The organism is Streptococcus sp. IsoGale022 (genome assembly GCF_031142805.1).
In the GTDB taxonomy this organism is placed as follows: domain Bacteria; phylum Bacillota; class Bacilli; order Lactobacillales; family Streptococcaceae; genus Streptococcus; species Streptococcus sanguinis_A.
On sequence record NZ_JAKZJI010000007.1, the window covers coordinates 1 to 16924 of the forward strand.

Below are 16924 nucleotides of genomic sequence, written 5' to 3' on the forward strand. Positions count from 1 at the left end.
TTTATCCGCCATAGCTCAGTTGGTAGTAGCGCATGACTGTTAATCATGATGTCGTAGGTTCGAGTCCTACTGGCGGAGTTTCAAAGAGGTTTTCACCTCTTTTTTTATACTTTTTGGTATTATTTACAATGGGAGATAATTCTATGATTGTGAATGGTAGTGTTAAAAGCTATTGTTTTTCAGATAGTCTGTGAATTAAATAACAGTATTTAGCAGTTAAATCAAAAAGGCAGAAGTTAGTTATGCACTAACTTCTGCCTTTTTCGATTATCGAGTGATTGTATGATAAAATGCTTCTGAGATTTGCATTTATGATTCTGTATGGACGTCAAAGAAGGCTCTATATAAAGCTCGGATGGCCGCTTTTTCCTGATTTTTTTCAACAACAAACATGATGGATACTTCGCTTGAACCTTGGGACATCATTTGAATGTTGATGTTGTTTTCTGAAAGAGCTTTGGTTGCGGTAGCTGTAACCCCGATATGGCTTTTCATTTTTTCACCAACAATCATGATAATGGAAAGGTCGTGTTCAATTTCTGCATGATCAACCTCTGCTTTTTGGACAAGCTGGCGAAGGATTTCTTCCTCTTTGATAGGAGTTAATTCGCGTTCCCGCAAGATAATGGAGAGGTCATCAATTCCTGTAGGCATATGCTCCCAACCAATATTCAAATCTTCAAGAATTTGAAGGACTCGTTTACCAAAGCCGATTTCTCTGTTCATCAGGTACTTAGACATGTTAATGCTGACAAAGCCTGCATCTCCAGCAATTCCAACGACTGGTAAGTGATCCTTACTGTGTTTATGAACAATTTGAGTACCTGGATGTTCTGGATTGTTGGTATTTTTAATAACCAGAGGAATTTTACCGCGGTATGCTGGAAGCAGAGCTTCGTCATGGAGAACAGTAAAGCCTGCGTAGGCTAATTCACGCATTTCACGATAGGTTAGCTCGGGAATGGAATGCGGTTTGTGGACAATACCAGGATGGGCTGCAAAAATTCCATCAACATCAGTAAAGTTTTCATAAATATCTGCCTTAACACCCGCAGCAATGATAGAACCTGTAATATCGGAACCACCACGGGAGAAAGTACAGGTTTGATCATCTTGAGTAACACCAAAGAAACCAGGGATAACTAGAACTTCATCAGAATTGTTGAGTTCTTCAATTTTATCATAGCTGGAAGGGAGAATTCGAGCATTACATGGCTCACTGGAAACAAGGAGTCCCGCTTCTCTTGGATGGACATAGCGAGCAGGAATGCCATTTTGACTGAAATATGCTGCAATCAGTTTGGCGTTGTTATTTTCCCCTGCAGCGAGAAAAGTATCGTAAAGAAATGCGTTCTCTTCAATTGGCAGGGTTGCAAGGGTTGTAATGCTTTTGGAAATTTTTTCCAGAACTTTTGGTTTCAAACCTAATTCAGCCACCATATCTGCATAGCGATTAATAATCCACTGTTGGTTAGGTGTGACATCATTTCCAGCAATATATTCTCGGTAGTATTTAATCAGGGCATCAGTTACTTTGATATCGTCATCATGGCGTTTTCCTGGTGCTGATACCACAACAAAACGACGTTCAGGGTCAGATTTGACAATGTTCAATACTTTTTCTAATTGAATTGCAGAAGCCAGTGAACTTCCGCCAAATTTTACAACTTTCATAGGGTCTCCTATCTTATTTTAAAAATTATAACAAAATTCTGAAAATTATTCAAACGTTGTTTTTATACTATTTTTACCCAAATTATTGCTAATATCGTTTAAATCGGAACGCTATTTTATTTTTACCCATTTTTTATTTCCTTTCTTTTATATTTTATGATAAAATATAAGTTGTGTATAATTTGAATATCAAATTATTTAATAATAAAACAAAACGGCTGATTTGAGATCGGGTCGGGAATGGAGCTGAAATGACATTTAATGGAATTCTCTATCATGTAGCAGATGAAGTAGCAACGATTACTTTCAATCGTCCTGAAGTTTCAAATGGCTTTAATATTCCTATGTGTAAGGAAATTTTAGAGGCTATTGAACTTGCTGCTAAGGATGAGTCCGTCAAATTTTTAGTTATCAATGCGAATGGGAAGGTTTTTTCAGTGGGTGGAGACTTGGCTGAGATGCAGAGAGCAGTCAGTGATGATGATGTCCAATCCTTGGTGAAAATCGCTGAATTGGTCAATGATATTTCTTTTGCTATGAAACGTCTTCCTAAGCCTGTCATCATGAGTGTTGATGGTCCTGTTGCTGGTGCGGCTGCCAATATGGTCGTTGCAGCGGATTTCTGTATTGCGACTGAAAAATCCCGTTTCATTCAGGCATTTGTCGGAGTTGGTCTGGCGCCAGATGCTGGCGGTCTTTTCTTACTGGCTCGTGCTATCGGGGTGACTCGTGCGACCCATCTGGTTATGACTGGGGAAGCTCTGACTGCAGAGAAAGCTCTGGAGTATGGCTTGCTTTATAAAGTCTGTGAAGCAGAGAAATTGGAAAAAACAACGGAACAGTTACTGAAGAAACTCAAACGAGGCTCTCTGAATTCTTACAGAGCCATGAAAGAAATGGTCTGGAAGAGTTTGTTCAGCGGCTGGTCTGAGTATGCTGAGCTAGAATTGGAGCTTCAGAAATCGCTGGCTTTCACAAAGGATTTCAAAGAAGGGGTTCGGGCTTATTCTGAGAAGCGTCGTCCAAACTTCACTGGTAAATAATGTATTGGTTCAAGGTTGCTTATTTTGCAAGTTATTTACGAAAATATTTGAAAATCAAATTAATTTTCAAAAAAGCTTGCAAATTGTTTTTCTATCTGATAAAATTTGATTGTCAAAGTATTTTCTTAAGGAGGTATGGTTTTGAATTTTCAGTTAGTAAATGATTACTTAACGTCTATTTTCAATAATGTCTTGGTTATTGAAGAATCGAGCCTAAGAAGCAGTCGCTTCAACGATGTCTCCATTAAGGAAATGCATACAATAGATGTTATCGGCACAACCCCAAATGCTACTCCAAGTGATATATCACGAGAATTGATGGTTACTTTGGGGACTGTTACAACTAGTTTGAATAATCTGGAGCGTAAGGGTTATATTGAGCGGCGTCGGTCGGAAGTTGACCGTCGTGTGGTGCATCTGAATTTGACAAAGAATGGGCGGCTTTTGTATCGTCTTCACAAGCGATTCCACAACCGCATGGTCATGCAGGTAGTGGATGGGATGAGTCCAGAAGAGAGACAAGTGATGCAAAAGGGCCTGCAAAATTTATATAGTTTCCTAGAGGATTTGAAATAATGAACTATGCTAAGATTAGCCAGGTGGCTCATTATGCTCCCCGTCAGGTTGTCAGCAATGATGATCTAGCCGAGATTATGGATACCAGTGATGAGTGGATTTCAAGTCGAACTGGGATTAAAAACCGCCATTTATCGTCAGATGAAACGACCAGTGACTTAGCTACAAAAGTAGCAGAGAATTTGCTGCAAAAGTCAGGGATTTCTGCTCAAGACCTAGACTTTATCATTGTTGCCACCATTACGCCGGATTCTTTAATGCCTTCAACTGCTGCGAGAGTACAGGCCAATATTGGGGCCAAGAATGCATTTGCCTTTGATCTCACGGCGGCCTGCAGTGGCTTTATCTTCGCCTTATCGACTGGAGAAAAATTAATTTCTTCAGGTCGTTATCAAAAAGGTCTAATCATAGGTAGTGAGACCCTTTCTAAGACGGTAGATTGGTCGGATCGTTCAACGGCTGTTCTCTTCGGAGATGGTGCTGGCGGTGTACTGTTGGAAAGTGCTTCAGAGCAGCATTTTTTGGCAGAAAGTCAGTTTACGGACGGATCACGTGGAGATAGTCTGACCTGCGGAAAAATCGGTTTGGCTTCACCTTTTTCTGAAAAGGGTGAGAATCAGCCTTATCTAACAATGGACGGTCGAGCTATTTTTGACTTTGCTATTCGTGATGTTGCTCGTTCAATCAAAGAAACCATTGAAAGCAGTCAGCTTTCAGCGGAAGATTTGGACTTTCTGTTGCTGCATCAGGCCAATATCCGTATTTTGGATAAAATGGCTAAGAAGCTTGGTGTTGTGCGGGAGAAGCTTCCAGCCAATATGATGGAATATGGCAATACTAGTGCAGCTAGCATCCCGATTTTATTATCTGAGTGTGTGGAGCAAGGACTAATCAAACTGAACGGAAATCAGACAATTTTGATGTCAGGTTTTGGTGGGGGTTTGACATGGGGCACGCTTATTGTTACAATTTAGTTAATCAAGTGGAAACACATGATAAAAAATATTTTATTTTTAAAGGAGTCTATCCATGGCAGTATTTGAAAAAGTACAAGAAATTATCGTTGAAGAACTTGGCAAAGAGCCATCAGAAGTTACTCTTGAGTCAACTTTCGATGATCTTGAAGCAGATTCATTGGACTTATTCCAAGTGATTTCAGAAATTGAAGATGCATTTGACATCCAAATCGAAACTGAAGAAGGTTTGAACACAGTTGGTGATTTGGTTGCTTATGTAGAAGAAAAAACTAAATAAGCAAGTAACTGAGAGTATCGAAAGATATTCTCTCTTGTTTAGGTAATAGTTTGACTGTCAAAGTAAAGAAAATACATCCAGTATGTGATAGTTTGAGATCAAGCTATTACTTAAGCAATGATAAAAGGAAGGTATTATGCAAACACGTATTACAGAATTATTGAATATTGATTATCCTATTTTTCAAGGCGGGATGGCCTGGGTTGCTGACGGTGACTTGGCTGGCGCGGTTTCAAAAGCTGGCGGTCTTGGTATCATCGGTGGCGGAAATGCACCCAAGGAAGTGGTAAAGGCTAATATTGACAAGATCAAGTCTTTGACGGACCGTCCTTTCGGTGTTAATATCATGCTCCTGTCTCCTTTTGCGGACGACATTGTTGATCTCGTCATTGAAGAGGGAGTAAAAGTAGTAACAACTGGTGCGGGTAATCCAAGTAAGCACATGGCTCGTTTCCATGAAGCGGGGATTACAGTTATCCCTGTTGTGCCAAGTGTGGCCTTGGCTAAGCGGATGGAAAAAATCGGTGCGGATGCGGTCATTGCAGAAGGTATGGAAGCCGGTGGTCACATCGGGAAATTGACTACCATGTCCTTGGTTCGTCAGGTTGCAGAAGCAGTCAGCATTCCGGTTATTGCTGCAGGTGGTATTGCGGATGGTTCTGGGGCTGCGGCTGGCTTTATGCTGGGAGCGGAGGCCGTTCAGGTCGGAACTCGCTTTGTCGTTGCTAAGGAATCCAATGCCCATCAGAACTACAAGGATATGATTTTGAAGGCTCGCGATATTGATACGACTATCTCTGCCCAGCATTTCGGCCATGCAGTTCGTGCTATTAAGAATAAGCTGACGCGTGATTTCGAAAAGGCAGAAAAAGAAGCCTTCAAGCAAGAAAATCCGGATTTGACTGTTTTTGAAAATCTGGGTGCTGGTGCTTTGGCCAATGCAGTTGTTCGCGGAGATGTGGAAAATGGTTCCGTCATGTCTGGTCAAATTGCTGGTTTAATCAGTAAGGAAGAAACAGTCGAAGAAATCCTCAAAGATATCTACTATGGTGCTGCTGAGAAGATTCAGCAGGAGGCAAAACGTTGGGCAGGAGTAACTAGAAATGACTAAAAGAGCCTTTCTCTTTGCCGGTCAGGGAGCGCAGTACCTTGGAATGGGGCGCGAGCTTTATGATCATTATGCGCTTGTGCGGTCAACTTTTGATGAGGCTAGCCTAGTTCTAGGCTATGATGTCCGAGCTTTGATCGATCAGGATGAGGAAAAGCTCAATCAAACTCGCTATACGCAACCGGCTATTTTAACGACTTCAGTAGCTATTTATCGCCTCGTAGCTGATAAGGGAATAGAGCCTGACATGGTAGCTGGTCTCTCTCTTGGAGAATATTCTGCCTTGGTGGCTGCGGGCGCCCTTGATTTCAAGACGGCGGTGGCCTTGGTTGCTAAGCGCGGCAGCTTCATGGAAGAGGCGGCTCCAGCTGGTTCTGGAAAAATGGTCGCAGTTTTAAATGCTGAGGTTTCTCTCATTGAAGCAATCTGCCAAGAAGCAAGTGCTATTGGTGTAGTCTCACCAGCTAACTATAATACGCCTAGTCAAATTGTTATCGGCGGAGAAGTGGCAGCAGTGGACAAGGCTGTGGAGCTTTTGAAAGATGCCGGTGTCAAGCGCTTAATCCCACTCAATGTATCTGGACCTTTCCATACGGCGCTTTTAAAGCCAGCCAGCGAACGATTGGCAGAAGTCTTGGAAACAGTTGAGTTTTCAGATTTTGTGCGGCCATTAGTCGGAAATACAGAAGCAACTGTGATGGAAAAAGAAAGAGTTAGAGAACTCTTGACTCGTCAGGTGATGGAACCGGTGCGCTTTTATGACAGCATTGCTAAAATGCAGGAAGCTGGCGTGACTGAGTTTATCGAAATTGGTCCTGGCAAAGTTCTGTCTGGTTTTATTAAGAAAATTGATAAGTCTGCGGATGTCCGCCAAGTTGAAGATGTAGAAAGTTTAAATGCTCTTCTAGAAAAATAATGAGGAATCATCATGGAATTACAAAACAAGAATGTATTAATTACTGGGTCCGCTCGCGGAATTGGATTGGCAATTGCGCATAAATTTGCTAGTGTCGGTGCCAATATCATTTTAAACGGACTAGCAGAGATTTCTGATGATGTTTTGGCTGGATTTGCCGGCTATTCTGGGAAAGTTGTAACTGTTATTGGAGATGTTTCCAAAGCTGAAGATGCCCAGCGAATGGTAGAAGAAGCTGTTGCAGCCTTGGGATCTGTTGATGTACTGATCAATAACGCTGGTATTACACGTGATAAGCTCATGCTGAAAATGACGGAAGAAGATTTTGAGCGGGTGCTGAAAGTGAATCTTACTGGAGCATTCAATATGACACAATCAGTCCTGAAACCGATGACAAAAGCTCGTCAGGGTGCTATCATCAGTCTGTCAAGTGTCGTTGGTCTGGCAGGGAATGTCGGTCAGGCTAACTATGCTGCTTCCAAGGCTGGTCTGATTGGTTTTTCTAAATCAGTTGCGCGTGAGGTAGCAGCGCGTAATATCCGTGTCAACTGTATTGCCCCTGGCTTTATCGCATCTGATATGACAGATGTACTTCCAGAAAAAGTAAAGGCGGCGTCTCTGGCACTCATTCCAATGAAGCGTTTTGGTACTCCAGAAGAAGTTGCAGATGTTGCCCTCTTCTTAGCAAGTCAGGAATATTTGACAGGACAAGTCCTCACGATTGATGGCGGCTTTACCATGCAGTAGGTCATAGTTTTTGAATATTAACGAGTATAAAATCAGTTGATTCATCTAAATAAAGGAGCTCAATATGAAACTTAATCGAGTTGTTGTAACAGGATACGGTTTAACTTCACCTATCGGCAATACTCCAGAAGAATTCTGGAATAATTTAAAAGAAGGCAATATTGGAATCGGTCCAATTACTAAATTTGATCATAGTGAATACAGTGTTCACAATGCGGCGGAAATTCAGGATTTCCCTTTTGATAAATATTTTGTCAAAAAGGATACCAACCGTTATGATAATTACACTCTTTATGCGATTTATGCTTCTCAAGAAGCGGTGAATAATGCTCACTTAGATGTAGATACGCTGGATAAGGATCGCTTTGGTGTCATCGTTGCTTCAGGTATCGGTGGGATTCAGGAAATTGAAGAGCAGGTTGTTCGCTTGCATGAAAAAGGTCCTAAACGTATCAAACCTTTGACCTTGCCAAAAGCATTGCCAAATATGGGGGCAGGAAATGTGGCTATGCGCTTTGGAGCCAATGGTATCTGTAAATCTGTCAATACAGCTTGTGCCTCAGCTAACGATGCGATTGGTGAAGCTTTCCGCTCGATTAAATTCGGTTATCAAGATGTGATGCTGGTCGGTGGTTCAGAAGCTTCCATTACACCATTTGCGATTGCTGGTTTCCAAGCTCTGACAGCTCTTTCTACGACAGAAGATCCTAAGCGTGCTTCTATTCCTTTTGATAAGGACCGCAATGGTTTTGTCATGGGTGAAGGTTCTGGTATGCTGGTCCTGGAAAGTTTGGAACATGCTGAGAAACGCGGAGCGACTATCTTGGCTGAGGTGGTAGGATACGGTCATACTTGTGACGCTTACCATATGACCTCTCCGCACCCAGAAGGTTTGGGCGCTATCAAGGCGATCAAACAGGCAGTTGAAGAAGCTGAAATTGAGCCAAAAGATGTGGCATATGTGAATGCTCACGGTACATCAACTCCTGCTAATGAAAAAGGCGAAAGCGGAGCCATTGTTTCTGTCTTTGGTAAAGATGTAGCGGTGTCTTCAACTAAATCCTTTACAGGACACTTGCTCGGTGCAGCGGGCGCGGTTGAGGCTATTGCGACGATTGAAGCAATGCGTCATAGCTATGTGCCAAAAACAGCTGGTACAACAGAGCTGCCAGACTATATTGAAGCCAACGTTATTTACGGTCAAGGTAAGGAACAGGAAATCCCTTATGCGATTTCCAATACATTTGGCTTTGGCGGCCACAATGCAGTTCTTGCCTTTAAACGCTGGGAGGCTTAAAAACCTATGAATATCAACGAAATTAAAGATTTAATGGCGCAGTTTGACCAGTCTAGTCTGCGTGAGTTTTCTTACAAAAATCAGAGCGATGAGCTGACTTTTAGTAAGAATGAGGGTCAGGCTGCAGTTCCAACAGCCAGCGCTGCTCCAATTGCTGCACCTTTGCAGGCTGCGAATGCGCCTGTGATTGAGCCAACTCCTCAAGCAGCTCCGCCTGCAGAGCCAGAAACAGCTTCAGAAGCTCCGGCACCTGCTGCTGAAGGTGATGTTGTGGAAAGCCCTTTGGTTGGTGTGGCTTACTTAGCAGCTGGTCCAGACAAGCCGCCGTTTGTATCAGTTGGAGACCAAGTTAAAAAAGGTCAAACCCTGATGATTATTGAAGCAATGAAGGTCATGAATGAAGTTCCAGCACCTAAAGATGGTCTGGTTACAGAAATTCTGGTTCAGAATGAAGAAATGGTTGAATTTGGGAAAGGGCTGGTACGCATCAAATGATTGATATCAATGCAATAAAAGAAGCACTTCCGCACCGCTACCCAATGCTTTTGGTGGATCGCGTTTTGGAAGTTAGCGAAGATGAGATTGTTGCTCTGAAAAATGTGACAGTCAATGAGCCTTTCTTTAACGGACATTTTCCTCAATATCCTGTTATGCCAGGTGTCTTAATCATGGAAGCTCTGGCTCAAACAGCTGGCGTGTTGGAATTGTCCAAAAAAGAAAATAAGGGCAAACTGGTCTTCTACGCTGGCATGGATAAGGTTAAGTTCAAGAAGCAAGTTGTACCAGGTGATCAACTGATTATGACAGCTAAGTTTGTCAAGCGCCGCGGAACCATTGCAGTTGTAGAGGCGAAAGCAGAAGTTGATGGAAAACTTGCAGCCAGCGGTACCTTGACCTTTGCGATTGGCCAGTAGATAAAAGGAGCTTTCACCATGTTTCGTAAAATTTTAATTGCTAACCGTGGGGAAATTGCGGTCAGAATTATTCGTGCAGCTCGCGAGTTGGGAATTGATACGGTAGCTGTTTATTCAACAGCTGACAAGGAAGCACTCCATACCCTACTGGCTGATGAGGCTGTCTGTATCGGTCCAGCCAAGTCCACTGATTCTTATCTGAATATGAATGCTGTCCTATCTGCTGCTGTCCTAACAGGTGCAGAAGCCATTCATCCTGGTTTTGGTTTTTTGAGCGAAAACTCTAAATTCGCGACCATGTGCGAAGAGGTTGGCATTAAGTTTATTGGGCCTTCAGGTGCTGTTATGGACATGATGGGGGACAAGATTAATGCTCGGGCTCAGATGATTAAGGCGAAAGTGCCAGTTATCCCAGGTTCTGATGGAGAAGTTCATACCTCTGAAGAAGCTTTGGAAGTCGCCGAAAAGATTGGTTATCCAGTCATGCTTAAAGCTTCTGCTGGCGGCGGCGGCAAGGGTATTCGTAAGGTTGAAAAGGCTGAGGATTTAGTAGCAGCCTTTGAGTCTGCTTCTAGCGAAGCAAAAGCAGCCTTTGGTAATGGTGCCATGTATATGGAGCGAGTAATCTATCCAGCGCGCCATATTGAAGTGCAGATTTTGGCAGATCAACAGGGGCATGTGGTCCACTTGGGCGAGCGGGATTGCTCTTTGCAGCGTAATAATCAGAAAGTGCTGGAAGAAAGTCCGTCTGTGGCAATTGGGAAAACTCTGCGTCAGCAGATTGGTGAAGCAGCTGTTCGGGCTGCTCAGTCTGTCGGCTATGAAAATGCCGGTACAATTGAGTTTCTTCTCGATGAAGCCAAGGGTGAATTCTACTTTATGGAGATGAACACTCGGGTGCAGGTTGAGCATCCAGTGACCGAGTTTGTGACTGGTGTGGATATTGTAAAAGAGCAAATCAAGATTGCAAACGGTCAAGAGCTGTCCTTCAGTCAGGATGATGTTGAAATCCGAGGGCATGCAATTGAGTGTCGGATCAATGCTGAAAATCCAGCTTTTAACTTTGCGCCGAGTCCTGGTAAGATTTCAAATGTTTATCTGCCAAGTGGTGGAGTGGGACTGCGCGTGGATTCGGCCGTCTATCCTGGCTATACCATCCCGCCTTACTACGATAGCATGATTGCGAAGATAATTGTTCACGGAGAAAATCGCTTCGATGCTCTGATGAAGATGCAACGTGCGCTCTATGAACTAGAAATTGACGGTGTTGTAACCAACAGTGGCTTCCAACTGGACTTAATCTCAGATCCTAATGTAATTGCTGGTGATTATGACACAGCCTTTCTCATGGAGAAGTTCCTTCCGGCTTATCAAGAGAAACAATAGATACGACATGTAAGAGCTGCTCTGTAAACTCGAAAGCCGGCGGCTCTTACTGTTTGATGTGCCTGAGTATAAAATCTTGAAAAGGAGAAGACGTAAACGATGGCTTTGTTTTCAAAGAAGGATAAATATATCCGTATCAATCCTAATCGAGCGAGTCGGGAAAAGCCTCAAGCAAAGCCTGAGGTACCAGACGAACTCTTTTCGAAATGCCCAGGTTGTAAGCATACCATTTACCAAAAAGATCTTGGAAATGACAGTGTGTGTCCTAACTGTGGCTATAATTTCCGTATTTCTGCTCATGAGCGCTTAAATCTAACCGTGGATGAGAACAGTTTTGAGGAGATGTTCACTGGAATTGAAACCAAGGATCCTCTGAACTTCCCTAACTATCAGGAGAAATTAGCTCTTACCCGCGAGAAGACAGGGTTGGATGAGGCGGTTCTGACTGGGACGGCTAGTATCAAGGGGCATAAAACGGCTCTTGGAATCATGGATTCAAACTTTATCATGGCATCTATGGGGACAGTAGTGGGTGAAAAGATTACCCGCCTCTTTGAGTATGCGACAGAGCATAAATTGCCAGTCGTTCTGTTTACGGCTTCTGGTGGTGCCCGCATGCAGGAGGGCATTATGAGTTTGATGCAGATGGCTAAGGTCTCTGCTGCTGTACAGCGTCACTCCGCAGCAGGCCTCTTCTATTTGACTGTCTTGACAGATCCGACAACTGGTGGTGTCACAGCCTCTTTTGCTATGGAGGGTGATATTATTCTGGCTGAAACTCAGGCTCTTGTTGGGTTTGCCGGGCGTCGGGTCATTGAATCCACAGTTCGTGAGAAGCTACCAGATGATTTTCAAAAGGCTGAATTTCTCATGGAGCATGGTTTTGTAGATGCCATCGTCAAGCGTGGTGACATGAGAGATACACTTGCTACCTTATTAGCATTCCATGGAGGTCAAGCATGACAAAAATCACTCGGATTATTAAAGAGGCGCGTGATCAGGCTCGTTTGACTGCGCTGGATTTTGCACAAGGAATTTTTGATAACTTCGTCGAGCTGCATGGAGACCGCTCATTTCGAGATGACGGTGCGGTCATTGGCGGCATCGGGACATTAAACGGTCAGCCTGTAACAGTGGTCGGTATTCAAAAGGGTCGCAATTTGCAGGACAATCTGCGACGAAACTTTGGACAGCCGCATCCGGAAGGCTACCGTAAGGCTTTGCGCCTCATGAAACAGGCGGAAAAATTTGGTCGTCCTGTGGTAACCTTTATCAATACGGCAGGTGCCTATCCTGGTGTCGGTGCTGAGGAGCGTGGTCAAGGGGAAGCTATTGCCCGCAATTTGATGGAAATGAGCAATCTCAAAGTACCGATTATTGCCATCATCATTGGTGAAGGCGGCTCAGGTGGTGCCTTGGCTTTGGCTGTAGCAGACAAGGTCTGGATGCTGGAAAACTCTATGTATGCAGTTCTTAGTCCAGAAGGCTTTGCTTCTATCCTCTGGAAAGACGGCAGCCGCGCTATGGAAGCAGCCGAGCTGATGAAAATTACTTCACACGAGCTCTTGCAGATGGAAGTGGTGGATAAGGTCATTCCTGAAAGAGGCTTTAACAACCATGAATTACTGGCTGCAGTGAAAGAAGAAATCGCAACTGAGTTGAATAGTCTGTCTCAGCTACCCTTGGAGCAATTACTGGAAAATCGCTACCAGAGATTCAGGAAATATTAAAAAATCGAAGCCAGAAGGCTTCTTTTTCTCGTTTCGGATTCTTGTTTGGAATTGATGTGGAGCTACCTTACGAGGGAAATATATTTTAGTTTGAAAAATCGCATTATATTCTCTTTATAGGACTTATATAAAATATATATTATACAAGCTATTGATCCTATGTTAAGATAGTTTCTAATTAAAAGAAATGAGGTTTCATATGTCAGAATTTACTATCCACACGATTGAGTCCGCACCAGCCGAGGTAAAAGAAGTCCTGGAAACTGTTCAAAAAGATAACGGTGGCTACATTCCCAATCTTATCGGTCTTTTAGCCAATGCGCCAACGGCTTTGGAAACATATCGGACGGTTGGAGCCATCAATCGCCGTAACAGCCTGACACCGACTGAGCGTGAAGTAGTGCAGATAACGGCTGCAGTTACCAACGGTTGCGCTTTCTGTGTAGCGGGTCATACAGCTTTTTCAATCAAGCAGATTCAAATGAATGATGATCTTTTGGAGGCTCTGCGCAATCGTACTCCGATTGATACAGATCCGAAGCTAGATACGCTTGCTAAATTTACCATTGCTGTCATTAATACTAAGGGACGGGTCGGAGATGAGGCGTTAGCAGACTTCCTAGAAGCAGGCTATACGCATGAGAATGCTCTGGATGTAGTTCTGGGTGTCAGCCTTGCGACCCTTTGCAATTATGCCAATAATCTGGCCAACACGCCAATTAATCCGGAATTGCAGCCTTATGCCTAGTCTTTGAGGAGGTGGCAAATGACATTTTTTTCAGAAGAGTTTATCAACTGGTTGGATGACCACGCTGACCAAATTGACAAAGAATCCTGTGCAGCAGGCAATCAATTGATTGAGCGTATCGCTGCTGAAGGAGCCTTTCGGGTTGGAGTTCCAGAAGAGCTAGGAGGCCGAGGTGGCAATGATACGGATGTGATTGAAGTGCTCAAGGAGCTGGCTCACCATTCCTTGACCGCTTCCTTTATCTCTTGGGGGCAAAGAACCTTTATTGATAACGTCTTAAAGTCTGCTAATCCCTACTTTAGAGACCACTATTTGGAAGGGCTTCTGTCAGGAGAATATGCAGGTGCGACAGCCCTGTCCAATGCTGTCAAATTCCTGTCGGACCTAGAGGAGTTAAATGTCTCTATTGTAGAAGAAGACGGGAATCTTTATCTCAAGGGGCGTCTGCCTTGGGTAACCAATGCTCGCGCGGATCGCTTCCTCAGCATATTTGTTGCTGGTTTCGAAGACGGGAGCCACCAGCCGCTGGTTCTGGCTGTGCCATCTGACGCAGAGAATTTTTCCCGTTCAGCGGATTTAGAGTTTGTATCTCTACAAGGAGGAAATACAGCTGCCCTGACCTTTAACCATGTGCCTTTGCAAGAGGAATGGATTCTTGCACAAGATGCCCTGGAATTTTTGGCAGAAAATCGCCCAGCTTTTCTCGGTTATCAGTTTGGTCTGGCTCTTGGCCTAGCAGAGAAATCGCTGGCGGAGGTCGAAGCTAATCTGTCAGTCCGCTCTATTTTGAGAGAGGAGTGGGAGGAGCAAGTGGCTGCTCTGACTGCGATCCAGGATCAGCTCTATAGAGGTCTTCTCCGGCCTGGTTATTTTGTTGAGCGTCCTAAGGAGCTCTTCCAGCTGCGAATTGATATAGTTGATGTGGTAGCCCAAAGTCTGCTCTTGGAGCTGCAGGCTAGTGGAGGCAGAGGGTATTTGAGTAATTCGACTTCTGGCTTTATCCGCCGTTGGAACGAAGGAGCTTTTCTTCCCATTGTCTCACCGAGTGCAGTCCAGCTGCGGCATATTTTAGAAGTTTCATAGAAATGATGGCAAACAAACATTTGATTGTCATTGAAAAGGGACTTCAAGACATTACTATAAAGGAGTTGCTTCGTGAACAGCAAACGACCGCCCATCCTCTTATCTGGGTTGATTCTAGGCCTATTTGGTTTAGGTAATCTTTTACTGAACTACCACTCTATCTTTTTCCACTTCTTGAATGGTCTGGCTTTGATACTTTGGCTTTATCTGACACTGGCTTTAGTGCTGTCATTTTCGGACTATCGGCAAGATTTGCAAAAGGCCCCTTTCTTATCGAGCTTTGCGACTTATCCTATGGCTAGTATGCTTTTAGCTTCTTACCTAAGCAAGCTTGGTTTACTTTGGATGGGTCAGCTGCTTTGGTACTTTGCCTTGCTGCTGCATATTGTTCTAATAGCTATCTTTACTTGGAAGTATGTGCTTAAGGCTGAGAGGTTATCTTTGACCCCGAGCTGGACGGTCCTATATGTTGGATTAGCCATGGCAAGCTTGACTCAGGGTGTCGTTCATCAGCCGTTTTTGGGCTATTTGGCTTGGTTTTTTGCTCTGCTACTGAGTTTGATTCTCTATCCCTTGTTTTACAAGGTTAGGCGGTCACAAAGACTGCCTGATGCTTTAAAGCCGCAGTGGGGCATTTACTGTGCGCCTTTCTCGCTCCTGCTGGGAAGCTATATCCGTTTGGCTGGTTCTGATGCAGAAGGTTGGTTTGTTGCCTTGCTTCTCCTCTTATCGCAGGGCTTTTATCTCTTGGTCCTATGGCTTTTACCTCGCATTTTCCGACTGGGGCCTCAGCTTAGCTGGTCAGCTTTGACCTTTCCTCTTGTCAATACAGCTTTTGCCCTGAAACTGGGACTTGATTATCTAGGTTGGACCTGGCTTGTTTGGCTAAGCCACGCAGAAGCTCTGCTAGCTTTCGTAATCGTCCTCTATGTTTGTTTTTACTATGCAGTCTCATTGCGAGCCAGAAAGATAACAAAAAATCCGAGATGATACTCTTTGAAAATCTGTTTTTGATTCTCTCTGAGTTGATCTCGGATTTTTTTAATTTTAGCAAAATAAGTCTGAACTTAGACCTAATGATACAGGCAAAGTATCAGAATAATCTGATTTTTATTTTGGCGTGATGACTTCTAAGCCACCCATGTACGGACGCAGAACCTCTGGGATAGTCACAGAGCCATCTTCGTTTTGGTAATTTTCTAAGATAGCTGCTACTGTGCGTCCGACAGCCAGTCCAGAACCGTTGAGAGTATGAAGGAGTTTGACCTTGCCATCTGCTTCGTCACGGTAGCGGATTTGAGCTCGACGAGCTTGGAAATCTTCTGTGTTTGAGCAACTAGAGATTTCACGGTAGGTGTTCTGAGCAGGAATCCAAACTTCCAAGTCGTAGGTCTTAGCAGCCGAGAAGCCCATATCTCCGGTACAGAGTGCTACAACGCGGTAAGGTAAATTCAGCTTTTGCAGGATGTTTTCAGCGTTGGCAGTCATCTTTTCCAGCTCTTGATAAGATTCTTCTGGCTTGGCAAATTTCACCATTTCAACCTTGTGGAATTGGTGCAGACGGATGAGACCGCGCGTGTCACGACCAGCAGAGCCAGCTTCAGAGCGAAATGACGGACTCATAGCTGTGAAGTAGATTGGCAATTCTTTGCCGTCTAGAATTTCGTCTCGATAGTAGTTGGTCAGCGGAACTTCAGCAGTTGGAATCAGAACGAAGTTGGTATCGCTTAGCTCAAACGTATCTTCTTTGAACTTAGGATATTGCCCAGTCCCAAACATAGAATCATGGTTGACCATATAGGGAGTGATGACTTCTGTATAGCCTTCTTTGCCATGTTCGTCCAGCATAAAATTGTAGATAGCACGCTCAAGTCTTGCTCCCAAGCCCTTATAGAAGAGGAAGCGAGCACCAGTAACTTTTGCTCCACGCTCCCAGTCCAAGATGTCCAAGTCTTCACCTAAATCCCAGTGAGCCTTAGCTTCAAAGTCAAATTCGCGCGGTGTCCCCCAGCGACGAACTTCGACATTTTCGTCCTCGTCTGCTCCGACAGGAACACTTTCGTGCGGGATATTAGGCAGAGTGGTAGTGAATTCAGTCAACTTAGCGTCTAGCTCAGCCAAGGTTGCGTCTAAGTTCTTGACTTCAGCAGAAAGTTTTTGCATGGCAGCAATCTTGTCATCTGCATTTTCTTTATTGCGTTTAGCTTGGGCAATTTCAGCAGAAACAGTATTGCGCTCTGCCTTTAGTGCCTCAACCTTGACCAATAAATCTCGTCGCTCTTCATCAATAGATTTCATTTGATTGAGTGTAGCTGCATCGACTCCACGGTTGGCCAATTTTTCAGCGACTGAATCAAAGTCCGTACGGATGCGTTTTAGATCTAACATAGGTACCTCCAAAAATAAAAAACACTTTATGAAACTGTTGGAGCGGCAGAGCCGCGGTTC

The 16924-nt window shown here is 43.9% G+C and carries 18 protein-coding genes and 1 tRNA gene; 17 read left to right on the top strand and 2 right to left on the bottom strand.

Translation table 11 applies throughout. The annotated features are described in order from the left end of the window. Positions 1–4: 4 nt before the first annotated feature. Positions 5–78: transfer RNA gene (locus RG608_RS04925), tRNA-Asn, on the top strand. 231 nt (positions 79–309) lie between these two features. On the opposite strand, the gene RG608_RS04930 is transcribed toward RG608_RS04925, so the two are convergent. Further along, positions 310–1674: an aspartate kinase gene (locus RG608_RS04930; protein WP_268687670.1), complete on the bottom strand. Its 1365-nt coding sequence runs from the start codon at positions 1672–1674 to the stop codon at positions 310–312. A gap of 251 nt (positions 1675–1925) precedes the next feature. Here RG608_RS04930 and RG608_RS04935 point away from each other — a divergent pair, with 251 nt between their 5' ends. The 16 genes from RG608_RS04935 (at position 1926) to RG608_RS05010 (ending at position 15466) form a co-directional block, all read left to right on the top strand. After that, positions 1926–2717: an enoyl-CoA hydratase gene (locus tag RG608_RS04935; protein WP_268687669.1), complete on the top strand. Its 792-nt coding sequence runs from the start codon at positions 1926–1928 to the stop codon at positions 2715–2717. A 141-nt stretch (positions 2718–2858) separates the two neighbouring features. Further along, a complete protein-coding gene (locus RG608_RS04940) occupies positions 2859–3293 on the top strand; it encodes a MarR family winged helix-turn-helix transcriptional regulator (protein ID WP_002901186.1) in 435 nt (144 codons plus the stop codon). Continuing rightward, the gene (locus RG608_RS04945) at positions 3293–4267 is read left to right on the top strand and encodes a beta-ketoacyl-ACP synthase III (RefSeq protein WP_268687668.1); all 975 of its coding nucleotides are present in this window, start codon (positions 3293–3295) and stop codon (positions 4265–4267) included. The genes RG608_RS04940 and RG608_RS04945 overlap by 1 nt, the downstream gene beginning before the upstream one ends. Positions 4268–4322: 55 nt before the next feature. Next, a complete protein-coding gene (locus RG608_RS04950) occupies positions 4323–4547 on the top strand; it encodes an acyl carrier protein (protein ID WP_002893611.1) in 225 nt (74 codons plus the stop codon). 136 nt (positions 4548–4683) lie between these two features. Further along, entirely contained in the window at positions 4684–5658 is a 975-nt protein-coding gene (fabK, locus tag RG608_RS04955; protein ID WP_002896881.1) for an enoyl-[acyl-carrier-protein] reductase FabK, read from the top strand. Next, a complete protein-coding gene (fabD, locus tag RG608_RS04960) occupies positions 5651–6571 on the top strand; it encodes an ACP S-malonyltransferase (protein WP_268687667.1) in 921 nt (306 codons plus the stop codon). The genes fabK and fabD overlap by 8 nt, the downstream gene beginning before the upstream one ends. Before the next feature lie 12 nt (positions 6572–6583). Then, positions 6584–7318 (top strand): 3-oxoacyl-[acyl-carrier-protein] reductase, encoded by a 735-nt coding sequence (gene fabG, locus RG608_RS04965; protein WP_268687666.1) that lies wholly within the window; start codon positions 6584–6586, stop codon positions 7316–7318. A gap of 64 nt (positions 7319–7382) precedes the next feature. Continuing rightward, a complete protein-coding gene (gene fabF / locus RG608_RS04970) occupies positions 7383–8615 on the top strand; it encodes a beta-ketoacyl-ACP synthase II (protein ID WP_223312567.1) in 1233 nt (410 codons plus the stop codon). Positions 8616–8621: 6 nt separating this feature from the next. Then, complete coding sequence (gene accB, locus RG608_RS04975) at positions 8622–9110, top strand: acetyl-CoA carboxylase biotin carboxyl carrier protein (protein WP_268687665.1); 489 nt, start codon at positions 8622–8624, stop codon at positions 9108–9110. Continuing rightward, a complete protein-coding gene (gene fabZ, locus RG608_RS04980; protein ID WP_268687664.1) occupies positions 9107–9529 on the top strand; it encodes a 3-hydroxyacyl-ACP dehydratase FabZ in 423 nt (140 codons plus the stop codon). The genes accB and fabZ overlap by 4 nt, the downstream gene beginning before the upstream one ends. 18 nt (positions 9530–9547) lie before the next feature. After that, a complete protein-coding gene (locus RG608_RS04985; protein ID WP_002893598.1) occupies positions 9548–10915 on the top strand; it encodes an acetyl-CoA carboxylase biotin carboxylase subunit in 1368 nt (455 codons plus the stop codon). A gap of 99 nt (positions 10916–11014) precedes the next feature. Beyond that, positions 11015–11878 (top strand): acetyl-CoA carboxylase, carboxyltransferase subunit beta, encoded by an 864-nt coding sequence (gene accD / locus RG608_RS04990; protein WP_002901174.1) that lies wholly within the window; start codon positions 11015–11017, stop codon positions 11876–11878. After that, positions 11875–12645 (top strand): acetyl-CoA carboxylase carboxyl transferase subunit alpha, encoded by a 771-nt coding sequence (locus tag RG608_RS04995; protein ID WP_002927615.1) that lies wholly within the window; start codon positions 11875–11877, stop codon positions 12643–12645. Before accD ends, RG608_RS04995 begins: the two co-directional genes overlap by 4 nt. Positions 12646–12844: 199 nt before the next feature. Beyond that, the gene (locus RG608_RS05000) at positions 12845–13393 is read left to right on the top strand and encodes a carboxymuconolactone decarboxylase family protein (RefSeq protein WP_009659051.1); all 549 of its coding nucleotides are present in this window, start codon (positions 12845–12847) and stop codon (positions 13391–13393) included. An 18-nt stretch (positions 13394–13411) separates the two neighbouring features. Next, positions 13412–14476, top strand: a complete 1065-nt coding sequence (locus RG608_RS05005) for an acyl-CoA dehydrogenase family protein (protein WP_268687662.1) — start codon at positions 13412–13414, stop codon at positions 14474–14476. Between the two features lie 72 nt (positions 14477–14548). After that, positions 14549–15466 (top strand): TDT family transporter, encoded by a 918-nt coding sequence (locus RG608_RS05010; RefSeq protein ID WP_002927612.1) that lies wholly within the window; start codon positions 14549–14551, stop codon positions 15464–15466. 120 nt (positions 15467–15586) lie between these two features. Here the strand turns inward: RG608_RS05010 and serS are convergent, their stop codons facing one another. Next, complete coding sequence (serS, locus tag RG608_RS05015; protein WP_002927609.1) at positions 15587–16864, bottom strand: serine--tRNA ligase; 1278 nt, start codon at positions 16862–16864, stop codon at positions 15587–15589. Positions 16865–16924 lie beyond the last annotated feature (60 nt).

Bases quoted from the DNA above. Each gene is read 5' to 3' on its own strand.
- accD (WP_002901174.1), top strand. From the start codon at position 11,015: ATGGCTTTGTTTTCAAAGAAGGATAAATATATCCGTATCAATCCTAAT.
- RG608_RS04930 (WP_268687670.1), bottom strand. From the start codon at position 1,674: ATGAAAGTTGTAAAATTTGGCGGAAGTTCACTGGCTTCTGCAATTCAA.
- fabD (WP_268687667.1), top strand. From the start codon at position 5,651: ATGACTAAAAGAGCCTTTCTCTTTGCCGGTCAGGGAGCGCAGTACCTT.
- RG608_RS04985 (WP_002893598.1), top strand. From the start codon at position 9,548: ATGTTTCGTAAAATTTTAATTGCTAACCGTGGGGAAATTGCGGTCAGA.
- accB (WP_268687665.1), top strand. From the start codon at position 8,622: ATGAATATCAACGAAATTAAAGATTTAATGGCGCAGTTTGACCAGTCT.
- RG608_RS05000 (WP_009659051.1), top strand. From the start codon at position 12,845: ATGTCAGAATTTACTATCCACACGATTGAGTCCGCACCAGCCGAGGTA.
- RG608_RS04995 (WP_002927615.1), top strand. From the start codon at position 11,875: ATGACAAAAATCACTCGGATTATTAAAGAGGCGCGTGATCAGGCTCGT.
- fabZ (WP_268687664.1), top strand. From the start codon at position 9,107: ATGATTGATATCAATGCAATAAAAGAAGCACTTCCGCACCGCTACCCA.
- fabK (WP_002896881.1), top strand. From the start codon at position 4,684: ATGCAAACACGTATTACAGAATTATTGAATATTGATTATCCTATTTTT.
- serS (WP_002927609.1), bottom strand. From the start codon at position 16,864: ATGTTAGATCTAAAACGCATCCGTACGGACTTTGATTCAGTCGCTGAA.
- RG608_RS05005 (WP_268687662.1), top strand. From the start codon at position 13,412: ATGACATTTTTTTCAGAAGAGTTTATCAACTGGTTGGATGACCACGCT.
- RG608_RS04950 (WP_002893611.1), top strand. From the start codon at position 4,323: ATGGCAGTATTTGAAAAAGTACAAGAAATTATCGTTGAAGAACTTGGC.
- RG608_RS04945 (WP_268687668.1), top strand. From the start codon at position 3,293: ATGAACTATGCTAAGATTAGCCAGGTGGCTCATTATGCTCCCCGTCAG.
- RG608_RS04935 (WP_268687669.1), top strand. From the start codon at position 1,926: ATGACATTTAATGGAATTCTCTATCATGTAGCAGATGAAGTAGCAACG.
- fabG (WP_268687666.1), top strand. From the start codon at position 6,584: ATGGAATTACAAAACAAGAATGTATTAATTACTGGGTCCGCTCGCGGA.
- fabF (WP_223312567.1), top strand. From the start codon at position 7,383: ATGAAACTTAATCGAGTTGTTGTAACAGGATACGGTTTAACTTCACCT.